This is a genomic window from Pseudodesulfovibrio piezophilus C1TLV30 (genome assembly GCF_000341895.1).
Lineage (GTDB): Bacteria > Desulfobacterota > Desulfovibrionia > Desulfovibrionales > Desulfovibrionaceae > Pseudodesulfovibrio > Pseudodesulfovibrio piezophilus.
Genome location: NC_020409.1, coordinates 3,462,226 through 3,478,538, shown reverse-complemented (window position 1 = coordinate 3,478,538; position 16,313 = coordinate 3,462,226). Strand labels below are relative to the sequence as shown.

Here is a 16,313-nt window from a genome sequence, read left to right as displayed (position 1 = left end):
TTCACTCCGTTGGATTTATGATTCGTAAAAACCGCAGCCGACTTAGGCGTACACGTCATCCATCAATGCACTGACAGGCGGCATCGGACTTTCCTTGGCGTACGTCACAGCTTCATCAACATCCTGAGCAATGCGTTCTTTTATTGTATCCGCTTCACTCTGAGTCAGTGTCTTCTTTTCTATCAATTTGGCCTCGAAACGAGGAATGGGGTCTTTGGCTTTCCACTCTTTCAGCTCTTCATCGCAACGGTATGTGCAGGCATCCCCTTCAAAGTGACCACGCCAGCGATATGTTTTGCACTCAACCAATGACGGGCCTTCTCCGCGACGCGCACGTTTGACGGCCTCGGAAACGGCTTCATGCACAGCGAGCACGTCGTTTCCGTCAACCACTACGCCGGGCATATCATATGCAGCTGCGCGATCCGCAATATCCACGACAGCCATGGATTTGCATTGGGGGCAGGAAATACCGTACCCATTATTTTCATTGATGAAGACCAGAGGCAGCTTCCAGGCGCTCGCCATGTTCAGGGACTCCTGGGTTGTTCCCTGATTGGAGGCACCATCACCGAAAAAGCACATGGCGACATCTTTGCTTTTTCTGTATTTGGCTGCCAGAGCCGCTCCTGCGGCAAGAGGGCCACCACCTCCCACAATACCGTTGGCCCCGAGAATACCGAGATCCAAATCGGCAATGTGCATGGAACCGCCTTTGCCTTTGCAGTAGCCGGTTTTCCGCCCGAATATTTCAGCCATCATGAGCTTCAAATCTCCACCTTTTGCCAAAAGATGCCCATGCCCGCGATGTGTACTGGTAATCATGTCGGCATCGGTAAGCGCGGCACAGGCTCCTGTGGCAACCGCTTCCTCGCCGAGATAAAGATGGACGAAACCGGGAATTTCGCTTGCTGCGAAAAGTTCCTGCAGTCTCAGTTCGAACAGACGAATCCTGTTCATGGTTTCATACATATTGATCAATGTCTTCTTGCTCAGAGCCATTGTGTTTACTCCTCTGGGTTATTCGGCTTCACGGCACATCCGATCCACCTGTTTTCCGAGTCCTCATCAGCCTCACTTGCCATGTCCGTCTCAATGGAAACAGTCAGCGCGGCGCACGCAACAACTATGTTGCTGACACCAGGGGCAAAGCAGGGAACTTCCATCCCGGGGACACTCATGCCGCCGACAGTCACGTTCAATGAAGTTTCACCAATGGGGATGGCGGCAAGCACGGCCGAATGGTCAACCTGTTCCGGCTGGGGAACAGCGATATCAGCATGGACAAAGACGCCTTGAAACCGATCACGACCACATATTTCCACAAGACCACAGAGACAAATCCGGGACACAGCATCACGAACAGCTCGCACCACGGCCTTGGTCATGTCTTCACCATGCAAATCGGCTGCATAACCGAGTTCAACAGCAAATCTTTTCCGCGCCATAACGAACCTACAATGTCATCAGACCCGGAGTTTCCAGCATGTCCCCCAACTCGCGCAGGAAAGACATGGCAGGCGCACCATCCGTAGTCATGTGATTGAATGTCAGAGAAAGGGTCATCATTTGCCGAATCTGAATTTCGCCATCCTTGACTGCCGGTTTCTCAACAATACGCCCGACACCGAGTATGCCTGTCTCTGGAGGATTGAGAATGGGGGTAAAACCATCCACACCAAGCATGCTGACATTACTGATGGTAAAGGTGCCGCCGGATATTTCATCCATATTCAGACCGCCGGTCCGAGACCGACCTGCGACATCCCGGATCTCTGTCTTGAGTTCCTCCAACGTCAAGCTTCCGGCATTCTTGATATTCGGCACAATAAGCCCGTTTGGCAGGGCCACAGCAATACCAAGATTGACACTTTGGTGCAGATGAATGCCATCGTCCTGCAAGGTCGAATTCATAATCGGATGTCGCTTGAGAGCTCGACACACAGCATACGAAACGATGTCATTGTATGAGAGCTTGTATTCTGCGTTGCGCTTGTTCCGTTCAAGAATCGCCGCGCGCAAGGAAACCATTTCGGTGGCGTCAATTTCGACGAACACGGAAAGCTGCGCCGCATTGGTCAAGCTGGCCTGCATATTGTCACCAATAAGCTTGCGGACACCGTCCATAGGCACGATGGTATCCTGAGCAATGACAGGCTGATTGGATGATACCTGTTGATCGGAAACCGGATTCATTGCACGCAGGATGTCGGCTTTGGTAATTCGACCGTCATCACCGGTCCCCGAGACCTGACCGAGATCAATGCCATTTTTACGGGCGAATTCAATTGCCTTGGCACTGGCGTTAATCCCGGCAAAAGCACTGTCAGCCGATGCCTGAACATCTTTCATCACAATTGTTCCATGAGGTCCGGTTCCGACAACCGTGGACAGGGCAACGTTCAATTCCTTCGCCAATTTGCGAGCAGCAGGCATGGCCGGAACAAAATCACCGCCTTCAACCGATGCCTGAGATGAAGCAACGGCAGGTTCGCCAGCCACTGCATCGCCGGAAGATTCAACGTTGTCGGTTGCCGTCGATCCACTTGGTATTATGTCAGGGTTTTCTCCTGGCGCGGCAATAACTGCCAAAACAGCCTGGACCTCGGCAGTTTCACCTTCAGGGACTATGATTTGGGATAAGACACCACTGGCAGGGGCTTCCACCGAGTTCGTGATTTTGTCCGTTTCCACTTCAAATAAAGGCTCACCGGCATCAACCGATTCACCCTCACCTTTAAGCCAGCGAACAACTTTTCCTTCTTTCATGGTCAAGCCCCATTTGGGCATGATCACTTGTTGAGCCATGGCCAATCCTCCTATTTTTTTACGAAGTTGGCTGAGAATATAGCAATGGCTATGCCAGTAAGATTATATGTTGAATTACGGTAAGTTATAGAAACAACTCTCCCTAAAAAACCGCAAGTGTGTTCTGGAGTAGAACACTCAGGACAAAGGTGCACCAAGAAGGACTTATTTAGCTGATATTAAAAGTAAAAAAGATGCAAAAGAGTAGGACTGTGTTCGAAATGTGAACACTTGACAGAGATTCCGGTGATGAGTCAGAGACTTAATATTGTCTATAACCTTTTTCGTTTTGTACTGGAGATCGAGAATGCATTTACTCCTTAGAAACGATGACGGCTTCGAAATCAGCGCGTCCCATATTGAGGCAACCCCTTCATCCCATTCACCATGGTCTCCCCTGCGCGGCCAGCGAGGTTCGCAGGTCAACTATTCTCAGTGGAAACGTTTTGTGGAAGGGAGACAGGTCAACCTCAGTTGCCTGAACGAGAACATCATCGATTCCTGGGGCAGGTGTAAAAAAATGGGCATTGATCCTGGCCCGAGAAATTGCTGGGATTTCAAACCTATGACAGAGTTGGAGCCGTTTACCTCAACACTGGGAAAGATCTGTGGCGATGTCGAAAATACGGCATATGAAGCGATCCGCGGCAAAGGAATGCTCATGACATTCACGAATGCCAAAGGCCGTGTGGCCCGGACATGCGGTGATCTGAAGACCCTGCGGCAGGCTGACAAGTTGAACTTTGGCCCAGGAGCCAATTGGGCAGAAGAAAGCGTGGGAACCAATGCCATAGGGACGGCCTTGGCAACAGGACGTCCCATGCAGGTTTTCGGTGAAGAACATTTCTGCCGTAGCCATCACAGTTGGAGCTGTACAGCAGCCCCAATTCTGGACCCACACGGCAGCATATGGGGATGTTTTGATATTTCCGGTCCTTCAAACATGGATCACTCTAAGAATCTGAACCTTGTTCTTCAAGCGGCACGGGCCTTGGAGCAGCATCTCTGCCGCCTCTATTGCTCGGAACTGGAAGGTCAGCTGGGAACGCTCTTTTCTTCAATGTTCAACTCCGTAATGACGGGCATTCTTTCCTTGGATAAATCAGGCAAAATCCTCAGTGCCAACAGTGCAGCCGAGGCATTGATCGGAACTCCATGGGGGACACTCCGTGGTCGCCAGGCCGAGGAATTTTTTCATTACGATGATTTCATAGCTCAGACGAAAAATGCCTCAGTACATGAACCGACGGTCATCCCCTGTCGGATAAACCCGGATTTATTCGTGCGAGCCTTGAATGTTTTCAGTCTCACCGGCACCCATCTGGATACCATCGTCAGTATTTGCGAAAAACAAACCACGCATCAATTCGCAGTCCCTGCCAAAAAGGAATGCTTCGAAACAATCCCCCCCTCTGAAACCACCCCGGAAGGATTTGAGCATATATTGTATTCAAGCCGATCCATGTCTCAATCAATTCTTCAGGCTGCCAAAGCGGCAAAGACGCCATCAACCGTTCTCCTGTATGGAGAATCAGGGACCGGAAAGGAGCTCTTCGCCCGTGGCATACACCAAGCCGGACCACGATCCCAGCACCCCTTCATTGCAATTAATTGCGGCGCGTTCCCTGAAGAGTTGGTGCAAAGTGAACTCTTCGGGTATTGCGGGGGATCGTTTACAGGAGCATCCAGAAAAGGCCGTATAGGGAAATTCCAACAGGCAGACAAAGGAGTCCTGTTTCTGGATGAGATTTCTGAAATGCCACTTTCGCAACAAGTCAGTCTCCTGAGGGCGCTGGAAGAAAGGACCGTTGTCCCTGTGGGCGGCACAACTCCACAGTCCGTGGATGTGAAAATCATTGCGGCAACCAACAAGAATCTGCGTGAACTTGTGAGACAAAACCAATTTCGAGAGGACCTGTTTTATCGCCTGAATGTGGTTGGAATCACCCTCCCTTCCCTTCATGAACGAGGAAATGACATTGTCCTCCTGGCCGAATATCATCTGAACCGTCTTTGCACGGAATTTGGCATTCATTGTGAAGGAATGCTCCCTGAAGTGGCGAAGACCTTCATGGCGTACTCATGGCCAGGAAATGTTCGAGAACTCGTCAATTGCATAGAATATGCAATCAATAACCTCTCCGATGCATGGCTCCGGGAGGAGAATCTCCCGCATCACATTCTGGACAAAGCCCGACACCGAATCAACACAAAGCATACGAACTCAAGCAAAGAATTCCAACTCAAAAAGAGAGAGGAAGACGCAATCCGTGAGGCATTGAATTTTCATGCGTGCAACATTAGTAAAACGGCTAAAGCTCTGGGAATCGGGCGCAATACCCTGTATGCAAAAATGGAACGACACCGTATCCAAATCTAGCGATAATAAGAAGAGGGCACTCGACCGCACCGCCGAGAGCCCTCATTTTCTGTATATTTAGGTGATAAACGGTGCCGTGATCATAATCACCATCAAGACTCCCCCGACGAGAAAAGGGAACCTCCCTCTCCCGAACACACCTTGAGATGAAGGCGTTGAGCCTCTATGCCTATCCCCTTCTAGTCTCCTGGACTGACGATAATCTTGATGTTCTCATCCTTGTTATTGATCAATTCCCAAAAGCCTTTTTCCACAATGTCTTCAAGATGTATCCGACCGGTAATCATGGGTTCAGCCTTGAGCTGCCCGTTCGCCAGCAGGGTCGAAACACCCTGAAAATCGCTCAAAGTATAAGCCAAGGTGCCTATAACGCGTTTGTCTGTCCCACTTAAACTGAAAAAATTGAATGAACTGGATTCTTCAAAAATACCGACAATGATCGCCCGCCCTGCATTACGAAGCACATCCACGGCAAGTGGTCCGGTGAATTTGTTGCCGACACATTCGAAAGAAACATCCGCACCTGACCCTTGGGTCAAAGCTTTTATTTCAGCAACAGGGTCGCATTCATTCGGATTAAGAACAACATCAGCCCCACATTCCTTGGCCTTTGCAGCCCGGACGGTTGACATTTCCAGCACGATTATCATACCCGCGCCTGCCGCTCTGGCTGCCATCAGAGTCCCTAAACCAATGGTCCCTGCCCCGATTATGACAACCGTCTCTCCAAGAATGGAGCCAGCTTCACGCACGGCTTTGTACCCTGTTGCCAGCGGTTCGATCAACGCCCCCGCCTCAGAGGAAATACCATTTGGTAATATATAGCAGAGTTCGCTGGGTATATTCACATATTTTGCAAAAGCACCATCATTATGCAGCCCTGTGAAGGCCAGCTTCTCGCAGACGTTGTACCGCCCGGCACGACATGTGATACATTCGCCACAATGCTGACAGGCATCAGGTGCCACAAAATCACCGACACTCACATTGGTGACGCCCTCGCCAACTTCCACGACTGTTCCCGTAAACTCATGACCGAGGATGACACTGCCCTGCTTTCCTGTCAGGGGATGCGGAGCATCAGTCGGAATGAAAACCGGACCGGCGACGAACTCATGCAAATCCGAACCGCAGATACCACACCAATCAACTTTGATCTTGACCCAACCGGCTGATGGAGAAGGGGGAACCGGAACGGTCTCAACACGGACATCCTGCTTTCCATGCCACACGGCAGCTCGCATTGTTTCGCTCATTGAATCCTCTCTTTTTTCTCTGTTATAAAACATTTTGACCGCAACTATTGAGGGTGCAAAGGCATAAAACATACAGTGCACCCGGTGTGCCAAAAAAAAGAAAGGAAATACATCAGAGCAAGGCTCAGGACTTCTTGCGCCTGTACCTTCCTCAAAACACTGCTTATTCAGTCTTGGAGACAAATGTCACGCACATGATGTTTTCGTGATGTGTTTCTTGTTCCAAGACACACACATGGCACGACAAACCTGTTCTATTTTGGAACTGCTCATCAAAAATGTTCCATTTCTGAACAACACATTCAAAGGGAGGAATTTATTCCATGGCTGATCACGACAGCCGAAGAGACTGTTGCTCCTGATTAAAGACATGGACCGGCATATCAGGCCGTCCGTGACGTTGAATGTCCCGGTTAACCATGGAAAGAAGCGGTGTGGTGTCGGTATGAATGAAAGGCATGTGATAAATAACAAGGGTGCTGGGCCGAAAGACCTCATTGATGACGTGTTGCCCTTTGGGGTGGTGATAAAAAAGAGGATTCACGAATGCCACATCCACCACCTCTTCTTTCAATGCAAAACCAAAGTCTTGCTCAACGGGATCAGCATCACCCGTAAACAACAGGTTTTTCCCACCCACTGTCAGCAGGAAACAAGTATTCCTAATGCGTGCATACTGTGGCCCCATGTGTGATGCACCGAGAAGAGTGAGGGTAACATCATCGGCAAGGATAAAACACTGTGTCTTCCCAGGCTCAAGCCCCACAGCCCAGTAAGGGATACCACGTTCCTGAAGTCGGTCAAAGAGTCGTCCATGGTCAGCGGAACTTCGTGTTTCACCCGGTAGGAAAAGTCCCTTGGCAGGCCGTTCCCCTATATGGTCCGCAACAAGCCGAGGAGAAAAATGGTCAGGATGGTCATGGGTAAAAAGCAGGTAATCCAAATTCTTGAAAAAACCTGAGCCTTCCCGCATATGTCCCAGCTCCACCGAAGAAACCGGACTGAAGGGAGAACCGCCTTCAGAGTGAATACCGTCCACAAGAAATCCAAGACCTGCGTATTCAACAAAAACACCCGCATTGGCAACAAGCGTTATCTTGATAAAATCACGCATGCTTTCTCACATATTCTGAAGGACTCTCCATTACGTTAACGACGATTCGATGGCACACGCTCATCACATCCGCAACTCTTTGAAACTTTCGGCAGCATGATAGGAACTCCGCACCAGCGGCCCTGCCACCACTTGTTTGAACCCAAGCTGTTTGCCAATATCAGCCAATCGGTTGAATGTGTCAGGATGAACATACTCGACCACAGGATGATGACGAGACGAGGGACAAAGATATTGTCCAAGAGTCACAATACGACACCCGACCTGAAGCAGATCCTCCATTGTTGCAACGACTTCCTCTTGTGTTTCGCCGAGTCCGAGCATCAGACCTGATTTCGTGAGAATCCGCTCATCGGAACGTGAGTTGGAAACATTCCTAATCAACTGCAAGGAACGCTCATAACGTGCTCCCGGTCGAACTGAATCATAGAGACGGGGGACTGTTTCAATATTATGGTTAAGGACATCCGGCATCGCCGAAAGGACACTCTCAAGCGGCTCTCGCCGCCCTCCGAAATCAGGAATAAGGACTTCCACGGTTGCATCCGGATTTTCATGCTTGATGGCTTGTATTGTCGCCACAAAATGTTCCGCACCACCATCAGGAAGATCATCCCGAGTTACCGAAGTGACGACCACATGCTTCAACCCCAACTGCCTGGCTGTCTCCCCTACCATCCCCGGCTCCTGAGGATCAGGACTGAGAGGATGACCATGGGCGACAGCACAAAATGCACAATTACGTGTGCAGATATCTCCCAAAATCATGAACGTGCAGGTCTTATGAGCAAAGCACTCACCAATATTCGGACATTGGGCGCTTTCGCACACAGAGTGTAACTGCCCCTTGTCTAAAATATCCTGAATACGATTCATATCATGAGCATCGGGAGCTGGAAGCACCAGCCAGCGCGGTTTTATCACAACGATTCCTCCTCAATAAGATCTTTCAACTCAACGGGATGGAGAGAGATTTCAAAAATTTCTGAAAAGTGCCTTTGCATTTCACTACGAACACTCTTGATATCAATAGAAGACCCCAGGACTTCCGCCATGGAAGTGACACCATGGGAACCAATTCCACAAGGCACGATCAAGGAGAAATGGTCCAGGTCAGGACATACATTCAATGCGATACCGTGCATAGTGGTCCATTTTCGAACAGCAATCCCCATTGCGCCGATCTTATTTTCCCCGACCCAAACTCCGGGGTATTGGGGTTTGCGCCCAGCTTGGATACCAAAGCTCTCCACTGTGCGAATCATGACCTCTTCCATATTGCGAGCATAGAGATGCAGATCCCGTTTTTCTCCTTCCAATGAAAGAATCGGATAACAAACCAACTGCCCCGGCCCATGATATGTGATATTTCCCCCTCGGGGAGTTTCATGAACAGCTATCCCGTTATTTTTCAAAGCAACGTTGTCCGCGAGTATATTCTCATATCCTCCGCTGCGGCCAACTGTGATACATGCCGTATGTTCAAGAAAAATAACGACATCCGGAATATCTTCCTGATATCTTTTATTTCGAAGAACTTCTTGCAAACGAGCCATATCCGCATACTCGCATTGTGAAAACTCCAGCAACACACCCTCTTGATCGAACATCGCACCCTCAATTTTCTCAATCGTTCCTGACTGCTGCTCCATAAAAGTCTCTTTTGTTAAAGCAACATGCATGCCAGAAACCCTTCATGACAATCGTGAGAAAACATGCACATCCCCTCCCACACTCAAGCCTGTATTCCGCCTTTTTTTATTGACTTGAGTGACTTCAAAAAGTTTATTAGGACGTTACGAAAATACAAACTAAATGCTGAGTCTCTCAATCCATTAACAGATGATCCACCCATGAAAAAAAACAGCAATTCCATTTTCCACTGGGGAATAGGGATACTCTCGTCAACTCTGATCATCTGGGCCATGGTCTTTTTCTTCAAAAACAGTCTTCAACTCCAAACGTTTGATCAAACCATTGGAGAATATGTCCCAACTCCAGGATCAATTGTGACATGGAGAAGCGAAGGCTGGGCAGACTCGCACTATGGTCAGCATGGTTTTGCCTTGAATGAAGAAGCCCTTGTCTTGTCAGCAAGACCCAAATTCATCCTGTGGGGAGACTCCCATGCGGAATCCTTACAAGTTCCGGATAACAAAAAAATCTCAGCTCAATTCAATGCCATCTCGTCCGAAACTCCATACGCGTGCATCACATATGGACGAAGCGGTGCAACGGTAGCCGACTACTACTACGCAATACCTCGATATGAAAAAGCCCTGAAGGGCATAGTCGGCCATGTCATCCTGCTCAGCGGTATGGACGACGTGCTCCCCAATATCCCAATAAACGGACATGGACAGTTTTTATCATCTCCATGGGCATTAACTGACAAAAAGATAGCCCCTGGAAAGAGGAAACAGTTTTTAAAATCTATTGCCAGAACGCTTCGCCTCGGTCCGTTTTATTATTTGCTGACATCGCAGAGACTGCCGGATCTCAGGCTCACCAGAACCCAAGCCCCACAATCGACTCAGAGACCACCTGCCGACTCGAAATCCTACAACCTCGAAGAGGGATGGCGTTTTCTCTTACAGAGACTGAAGCAACAAAGCAGTGGGTTTCTTGTTTTCATTTATTGCCCCAAAAGTGTCCCTTCCCTCAAGCATGGTAGAATTCAACTCAAAGATACCAAAGCAGACCTTGTTGAACGATTTCACACCATCTGCACAGAGAGTGGCGTGGGATTCATTGATACGACAAAACGATTTACTCAACTGTACCTGCAAAAAAAGACGTTACCACGAGGCTTCTTCAACAGCCCCCCTGGGACAGGACATATGAATGAATATGGCTTGAAAATAATCGCAGAATCCCTTCGGGACTCCTTTCAGGGAGTCCGCAAGTGATCTTTTCCTCTCCTGAATTCATTCTGTTCTTCGTCTTTGTCCTGTTGGGACTGACAGCTTTACGCAATCATCACACCGGACGAAAAACCCTGCTTCTGATCGCCAGCTATTACTTTTACGCTTATTGGGACTGGCGTTTCCTTTCATTGATATGGCTCTCCACCCTCGTCGATTTCTTCGTGGGGAAAAAGATCGCTTCAACCTCGAAACAACAACATCGCACAAGGTGGCTCTGGCTCAGCCTGGCGGTCAACCTCGGCTTGCTTGGCTACTTCAAATACTACAACTTCTTTATAGACTCGTTCAAACCGATGATAGAGTCCATCGGCCTCCACTCCAGTTCATTGGATATAATCTTACCCGTAGGCATTTCATTCTACACTTTTCAAACACTCAGTTATACCCTTGATATTTATCGCGGGAAAATAAAACAACACGACAACCTTCTTGATTTCGCGCTTTTCGTCGGTTTTTTCCCACAACTCGTGGCAGGTCCCATCGTCCGCGCCTCCGATTTCCTCCCTCAACTCAAATCATACAAGGCACTGACAAAAGAGAATTTTTATTGTGGATTTCAGCTTTTTACTTATGGCTTATTCAAAAAAGTCTTCATTGCAGATCGACTGGCCATGTTTTCAGACAATGTCTTCATCCATGCGGGAGCCTATGACTCGATCACGACATGGCTGGCTGCTCTCGCTTATACAATGCAAATCTACTTCGACTTTTCCGGTTACTCGGACATGGCTATTGGAATAGCCCGAATTCTGGGATATGATCTCGGCGAAAATTTCAATTTTCCCTACCTCGCCCGAAGCCCCCGTGAATTCTGGAAAAGGTGGCATATATCCCTGTCATCCTGGGTACGGGACTATCTGTATATTCCTCTCGGCGGCAGTTGGAAAAGCCCACTCCGAACCTACGCCAATCTACTTCTTTCAATGATTCTTTGTGGACTCTGGCATGGAGCAGCCTGGACCTTTGTCGCCTGGGGAGCCATGCATGGATTGGCTCTGGCCAAAAACAGACTCTGGATGCACCATGGCCCTCAAGTGGATTCTCGATATATTCAGTTGGCAGGTTGGATATTCACAATGCTTTTTGTCATCATTGGATGGGTTCTTTTCCGAAGCGACGGTTTTGGCACAGCCCAACTCATGCTCCGACAAATGTTCATCCCTGAAGCAGGGATTTCATGGATAAATCCCTTTGTCCTCTTCATTCTCTTGGGCACCCTTGCTGTGCACCTACTTGAGTCCAAAGGACTATGGCGTCGATGGATATACCCTCAAAAAAGACAGTGGTACTCCCCAACACTGCTCTTCACCCTGCTCTGGGTCTCGGCCATGTTTTTCCCCGATGGGTACAAACCGTTCATCTATTTTCAATTTTAACTCCTCACTCACGCCTGGCTCGACAAAACCAATCCTCCACATAATGGAGAGCGAATGTTTTTTCCGGAATGGCCACCATGCAAATTCAGCGGGACACACAAATCTTTACCTCTGCCAAAATCCTTTTATTCACTCTATGAATAAAATTTAAATCATCTCTCCCATGCCGTTTTATATTTCCTGCTTATATTTTCCAGCTTAGCCTTGCCAAAACGTTCCAATTCGGTTCAAAATTACAGCATGAAAGGAACCCCTTACACACATTGATTTGAGGGAAATAAACCACCATGCTGTTATCTGACCCGACTCTCATGCCACCCATTACCGATGAAAAAGGCCTCGTTGCCATTATGGACCAGTTGCCCATCGGTGTCGCCGTGATGGATACACGTGGAACCTTGCGTCTGGTGAACAAGGCGTACGAGACAATCACCGGAATCAATAAAAAACAGAGCCAAGGGCTTCAATGTCTTCACGCACTTCGATGTGATTACTGTGTCAATGGCTGCCCTGTCATGAGCGGTTGGTCCGGGTATACAGAGAAAAAAATTGAAGCCAATCTCATCAACCGAGCCCGAGAGAGGATATTCGTCAGCCTGACGGTCAGTCCTATTATTGATGAGAAAGGAGAAATGACCGGCATTGTCGAAACAATCACTCCTGGCTCACCTCACCCCTTGGATGAAACCTCAGGGTGTGTCTTCGGATTGGGAGAACTTGTCGGACGAAGCCCTCAGGTCCGAAAGATTTTTTCCATGACCCCCGCCATTGCCCAGACAGATTCGCCCGTGCTCATCTCAGGGGAAACAGGAACTGGAAAGGATATGCTCGCCGAGGAGATTCATAATGAATCCGAAAGATCTGACGGACCTTTCATCAAGGTAAACTGCGGCGCACTCCCCCCGACTTTGTTGGAATCCGAATTTTTCGGTCATATCAAACACTCTCTTCCAGGTGCTGATCACGACAAGCCCGGACGCCTACGAATGGCGCATGGGGGAACCCTTTTCGTCGCCGAGATTGGAGACCTTCCCATATCAGTACAAACCAAACTTCTCTCGTACATGGATGACCATGTCGTGTACCCTGTTGGATCAGCAAAAGGGATGCGCACGGATGTTCGTATCATGGCTGCGACACAGTACGACCTTGATAAATTGGTGAGGCAAAAGGAATTTCGCCAGGATCTTCTTTACAGGTTGAATGTCATCAGACTCCACCTCCCTCCTTTGCGAGAAAGAGGAGATGATATCTTTCTTCTTCAGGACCATTTTCTAAAAATGTTTCAAAACCGTTTTGGCAAAAGTGTTGAAGGATTCTCGAAAAATGCACAGAAACTCCTCGAATCCTATGCCTATCCCGGCAATGTCAGAGAATTGAAGAATCTCATCGAATATGCAGTCAACTTCTGCGATGGTAAACTCATAAGGATGCGCCACCTCCCAGGGTACATGCTCCATGGCACTGGCCTTCCGAAGGATTTGACGACAACCCCATCGACTTCACATCATGCAAATGGAGAAGCAGGAAGCAGAAGTATCCCCCCCGAACGCTGGGAAGACGTTCAAAGAAAGATGATACTGGATGCATTGGTCAAAACCGGTGGCAAGAAAAGACGGGCAGCAGAGTTACTCGGCTGGGGCCGTTCAACACTATGGCGCAAGATGAAACACTTTGGAATTGAATAGGTGAATGTATGGAAAAGATACTGATCCCTCTCCTGGGGAAAGAGCTTGCCCCACGATTTGATCTCGCGGCAGAAGTGCTTGTTGTCTCCATTATTCGGGAAACCAGTGCCATGGGCAGGGTTGAGGAAAAAAATGTCGCTATTGAAAATCCTTCAGCCGAATCGATGTGCCGGGCAGCGGTCAGCGAAGGTATCCAAACAGTCATTTGTGCTGGTATCGAAAAAGAATTTTTCGATTTTCTCGAATGGAAAGGCATTCGGGTGGTGGATGACATCTGCGGTCCTGCCGACATCGTTCTTGAGGCTTACCTGGGTGGCAGAATAGCTCATGGTCAAAATTACTACCAAGAAACAAAATGACCGTAATGTGTTGCACAAAGAAACGGTCTTGTTCCATAAAATAGTTTCATAACGTTTCAAAACGTACTTGCTCTTTTTTTCACGATATATTCTTGACGCATTCAACTATATTCTATCAATAGAATTCTGATGTATCGCAGCCAGCCGGTCAAAAGCTGGTGACAAATGGGGGGGGATGAACTACCGGCAGCTCACCATTTCCCTGAAAAACGACACGAGTCCGGGAGAAGCACCAGCGTGCTGCACCATCAAGGAATCCCTCTTGGACAACAGGATACATTGTAGGAAATCATAGCGTTCACTCGTAGATAAACTGTCTCTTACAGCTTTACCATGGGAGGAATATTGTCATGAAAGTGAAAGACCTGATGATCCCTGTCGAAGAATATCTCACCATCGGCAAGGATGCCACGCTTGGACAGGCGATTCTTGTTCTTGATGAGAGCCAACATCGAGATTTGATTGTAGTTAACACCAAGGGCGACTTCGCAGGTGTGTTGACCATGACTGATATCCTGGCGGCTCTTGAACCAAGCTACAAAAGACTGGCCGGAAAAGGACTTGGAACCGACACCCTTTCCAAACAATATGTTGCAGACGCTTTCAAAGAGTTTGGCCTCTGGGCAAATCCACTTGAAACACTCTGCAAAGAGGGCTGTAGACAGGGAGTATCCCAAGTGATGCATATCCCCTCTGAAATCGATTTTCTCAATGAAGACGACACCCTCGCATACGGCATTCACTGCTATATCGTTGGCAAACACCAACCGCTTATAGTCAGAAAAAATGGCAACATCTCCGGCGTCCTGCGCCTCAGTGACATTTACAATGAAGTCAAGTCGCGGATGCTGGCTTGCGCGTGTCAATAATATTTCGTTTTTTTTGAGGAGAACGACAATGGAAACAGCTCAAGCCGCCAAATCCGCTTTCGACTGGAAACGACTGATTTTCATGCTCACAGGCATCATTCTGTTCGCAGTTGTCTATTATGCACCACCGTGGCCCGATGCCGTCGACCCCATGGGTGAACACTTTATCCTCTCCAGAGAAGCAAAAGGGGCCATTGGAGTCTTTTTACTTGCGGGAACATGGTGGGTTTTTGAGGTCGTCCCTATTGGTATCACCTCACTTATGATCGGGATATTACAGGTCATGTTCATGATCCGTCCTGCCAAGGTCGCCTTCAAAGACTTCATGGACCCGTCAGTTCTGTTCATATTTGCTTCGATCATGATCGGCCTCGTCTTCACCAAGACAGGACTGACAAAACGTCTCGCTTACAAGATGCTTGATATCGTGGGCGAACGCACATCAATGATCTACCTCGGTGTCTTCGTGGTAACCGCAGCACTGACACACATCATGGCCCATACCGCTGTTGCAGCCACGATTTATCCTTTACTGCTGGCCATCTACGCCCTTTACGGCGAAGGCAACAAGCCGACCAAGTTCGGCAAAGGCCTTTTCATCGGCATGGCCTATGTGGCCGGGGCAGGATCAATTGTCACGTTGCTCGGCGCAGCTCGCGGCGCTGTCGCCATTGGATTTTACAAGGAGATCATCAATGTTGACATCGGGTTCTTTGAACTCTCCTATTACATGGCCCCTATAGGATGGGGAATGACTTTTCTGCTCTGGGGATTTTTCATGCTTGTCTGCAAACCGGAAAAGGATCGCATACCGGGACTGCGCGAAAAAGCTCGTGAGCTCAATGCCAGAATGGGAAGCTTGACCCGAGAGGAAATAATGGCTGCCGTCATCGTTGGAACCGTGATTATTATCATGTCACTTCGAGCGTTTGTTCCTGCACTCAAAGCGGTTGATAAAACGGCGATAATCCTCTGTTCATCGGTCCTCTTCTTCATCTTCAAGATACTGGACCTCAAAGATCTGGAAGATATTCCCTGGAATATAATTCTGCTTTTTGCCGGAGCCATGTCTATCGGCTTCTGCCTCTGGGAAACCGGAGCTGCCAAGTGGATGGCGGTCAACTGGCTTGTCATGTTTCAAGATGCACATTGGTTCATCTTCGTCATGTCCATCGCGTTTTTCGTCATGATGATGACGAATTTCATCATGAATGTTGCGGCAATAGCTATCTCTCTTCCCGTGGCCCTGGTTATTGCTCCGTACCTTGGCGTGTCTCCCGAAGTCATCCTTTACGCATCACTCGTCGTAGCCGGTATGCCATTCATGCTCCTTGTTGGAGCCGCTCCCAATGCAATTGCCTATGATTCCGGCCAATTCACGACCGGAGAATTCTTCGGATGGGGCATTCCTGCATCTTTGCTTCTGATGATTATCGTCGGCATCGCAGTCCTGGTTATCTGGCCAATGATGGGTATGCCCATAACGGTCCCCATAGGGGGGTAGACGAGCCGAAAGGACTAGAGTAACAAATTGCA

General features: G+C 48.6%; 14 protein-coding genes. 7 read left to right on the top strand and 7 right to left on the bottom strand.

From position 1 onward, the window contains the following. Nucleotides 1-42: 42 nt before the first annotated feature. The 3 genes from BN4_RS15995 to BN4_RS15985 are packed head-to-tail and all read right to left on the bottom strand — an operon-like array spanning nt 43 to nt 2,808. Nucleotides 43-1,002, bottom strand: a complete 960-nt coding sequence (locus tag BN4_RS15995) for a thiamine pyrophosphate-dependent dehydrogenase E1 component subunit alpha (RefSeq protein WP_015416454.1) — start codon at nt 1,000-1,002, stop codon at nt 43-45. A gap of 5 nt (nt 1,003-1,007) precedes the next feature. Further along, on the bottom strand, nt 1,008-1,448 hold the full coding sequence (locus BN4_RS15990; protein WP_015416453.1) for a Lin0512 family protein: 441 nt from the start codon (nt 1,446-1,448) through the stop codon (nt 1,008-1,010). A gap of 7 nt (nt 1,449-1,455) precedes the next feature. Further along, nucleotides 1,456-2,808 carry a dihydrolipoamide acetyltransferase family protein gene (locus tag BN4_RS15985; protein WP_015416452.1) on the bottom strand — a complete coding sequence of 451 codons (1,353 nt, stop codon included), beginning with the start codon at nt 2,806-2,808 and terminating at the stop codon, nt 1,456-1,458. A 307-nt stretch (nt 2,809-3,115) separates the two neighbouring features. Here BN4_RS15985 and BN4_RS15980 point away from each other — a divergent pair, with 307 nt between their 5' ends. Next, nucleotides 3,116-5,188: a sigma-54-dependent Fis family transcriptional regulator gene (locus tag BN4_RS15980; RefSeq protein ID WP_015416451.1), complete on the top strand. Its 2,073-nt coding sequence runs from the start codon at nt 3,116-3,118 to the stop codon at nt 5,186-5,188. Nucleotides 5,189-5,367: 179 nt separating this feature from the next. On the opposite strand, the gene BN4_RS15975 is transcribed toward BN4_RS15980, so the two are convergent. The 4 genes from BN4_RS15975 to lipB form a co-directional block, all read right to left on the bottom strand. Next, nucleotides 5,368-6,444, bottom strand: a complete 1,077-nt coding sequence (locus BN4_RS15975) for a 2,3-butanediol dehydrogenase (protein WP_015416450.1) — start codon at nt 6,442-6,444, stop codon at nt 5,368-5,370. A gap of 331 nt (nt 6,445-6,775) precedes the next feature. Next, nucleotides 6,776-7,558: an MBL fold metallo-hydrolase gene (locus BN4_RS15970; RefSeq protein WP_015416449.1), complete on the bottom strand. Its 783-nt coding sequence runs from the start codon at nt 7,556-7,558 to the stop codon at nt 6,776-6,778. A gap of 63 nt (nt 7,559-7,621) precedes the next feature. Next, nucleotides 7,622-8,482, bottom strand: coding sequence for a lipoyl synthase (gene lipA / locus BN4_RS15965; RefSeq protein ID WP_015416448.1), 861 nt, complete (start codon nt 8,480-8,482; stop codon nt 7,622-7,624). Further along, nucleotides 8,479-9,210: a lipoyl(octanoyl) transferase LipB gene (gene lipB, locus BN4_RS15960; RefSeq protein WP_231856554.1), complete on the bottom strand. Its 732-nt coding sequence runs from the start codon at nt 9,208-9,210 to the stop codon at nt 8,479-8,481. The genes lipA and lipB overlap by 4 nt, the downstream gene beginning before the upstream one ends. Nucleotides 9,211-9,411: 201 nt before the next feature. On the opposite strand from lipB, the gene BN4_RS15955 reads away from it, so the two are divergent. The 6 genes from BN4_RS15955 (at nt 9,412) to BN4_RS15930 (ending at nt 16,281) form a co-directional block, all read left to right on the top strand. Continuing rightward, nucleotides 9,412-10,467, top strand: coding sequence for a hypothetical protein (locus BN4_RS15955; protein ID WP_157871442.1), 1,056 nt, complete (start codon nt 9,412-9,414; stop codon nt 10,465-10,467). After that, on the top strand, nt 10,464-11,861 hold the full coding sequence (locus tag BN4_RS15950) for an MBOAT family O-acyltransferase (RefSeq protein ID WP_015416445.1): 1,398 nt from the start codon (nt 10,464-10,466) through the stop codon (nt 11,859-11,861). Before BN4_RS15955 ends, BN4_RS15950 begins: the two co-directional genes overlap by 4 nt. Before the next feature lie 287 nt (nt 11,862-12,148). Continuing rightward, complete coding sequence (locus tag BN4_RS15945; protein ID WP_015416444.1) at nt 12,149-13,549, top strand: sigma-54 interaction domain-containing protein; 1,401 nt, start codon at nt 12,149-12,151, stop codon at nt 13,547-13,549. 8 nt (nt 13,550-13,557) lie between these two features. Then, the gene (locus BN4_RS15940) at nt 13,558-13,908 is read left to right on the top strand and encodes a NifB/NifX family molybdenum-iron cluster-binding protein (protein ID WP_015416443.1); all 351 of its coding nucleotides are present in this window, start codon (nt 13,558-13,560) and stop codon (nt 13,906-13,908) included. A gap of 350 nt (nt 13,909-14,258) precedes the next feature. Beyond that, nucleotides 14,259-14,777 carry a CBS domain-containing protein gene (locus tag BN4_RS15935; protein ID WP_015416442.1) on the top strand — a complete coding sequence of 173 codons (519 nt, stop codon included), beginning with the start codon at nt 14,259-14,261 and terminating at the stop codon, nt 14,775-14,777. Between the two features lie 28 nt (nt 14,778-14,805). Continuing rightward, nucleotides 14,806-16,281: an SLC13 family permease gene (locus BN4_RS15930; RefSeq protein WP_015416441.1), complete on the top strand. Its 1,476-nt coding sequence runs from the start codon at nt 14,806-14,808 to the stop codon at nt 16,279-16,281. The last annotated feature ends 32 nt before the right edge of the window (nt 16,282-16,313 follow it).

Coding starts and splice junctions, on each gene's coding strand:
- BN4_RS15995 (WP_015416454.1), bottom strand. CDS start 1,002: ATGGCTCTGAGCAAGAAGACATTGATCAATATGTATGAAACCATGAAC.
- BN4_RS15990 (WP_015416453.1), bottom strand. CDS start 1,448: ATGGCGCGGAAAAGATTTGCTGTTGAACTCGGTTATGCAGCCGATTTG.
- BN4_RS15985 (WP_015416452.1), bottom strand. CDS start 2,808: ATGGCTCAACAAGTGATCATGCCCAAATGGGGCTTGACCATGAAAGAA.
- BN4_RS15980 (WP_015416451.1), top strand. CDS start 3,116: ATGCATTTACTCCTTAGAAACGATGACGGCTTCGAAATCAGCGCGTCC.
- BN4_RS15975 (WP_015416450.1), bottom strand. CDS start 6,444: ATGAGCGAAACAATGCGAGCTGCCGTGTGGCATGGAAAGCAGGATGTC.
- BN4_RS15970 (WP_015416449.1), bottom strand. CDS start 7,558: ATGCGTGATTTTATCAAGATAACGCTTGTTGCCAATGCGGGTGTTTTT.
- lipB (WP_231856554.1), bottom strand. CDS start 9,210: ATGGAGCAGCAGTCAGGAACGATTGAGAAAATTGAGGGTGCGATGTTC.
- BN4_RS15955 (WP_157871442.1), top strand. CDS start 9,412: ATGAAAAAAAACAGCAATTCCATTTTCCACTGGGGAATAGGGATACTC.
- BN4_RS15945 (WP_015416444.1), top strand. CDS start 12,149: ATGCTGTTATCTGACCCGACTCTCATGCCACCCATTACCGATGAAAAA.
- BN4_RS15940 (WP_015416443.1), top strand. CDS start 13,558: ATGGAAAAGATACTGATCCCTCTCCTGGGGAAAGAGCTTGCCCCACGA.
- BN4_RS15935 (WP_015416442.1), top strand. CDS start 14,259: ATGAAAGTGAAAGACCTGATGATCCCTGTCGAAGAATATCTCACCATC.
- BN4_RS15930 (WP_015416441.1), top strand. CDS start 14,806: ATGGAAACAGCTCAAGCCGCCAAATCCGCTTTCGACTGGAAACGACTG.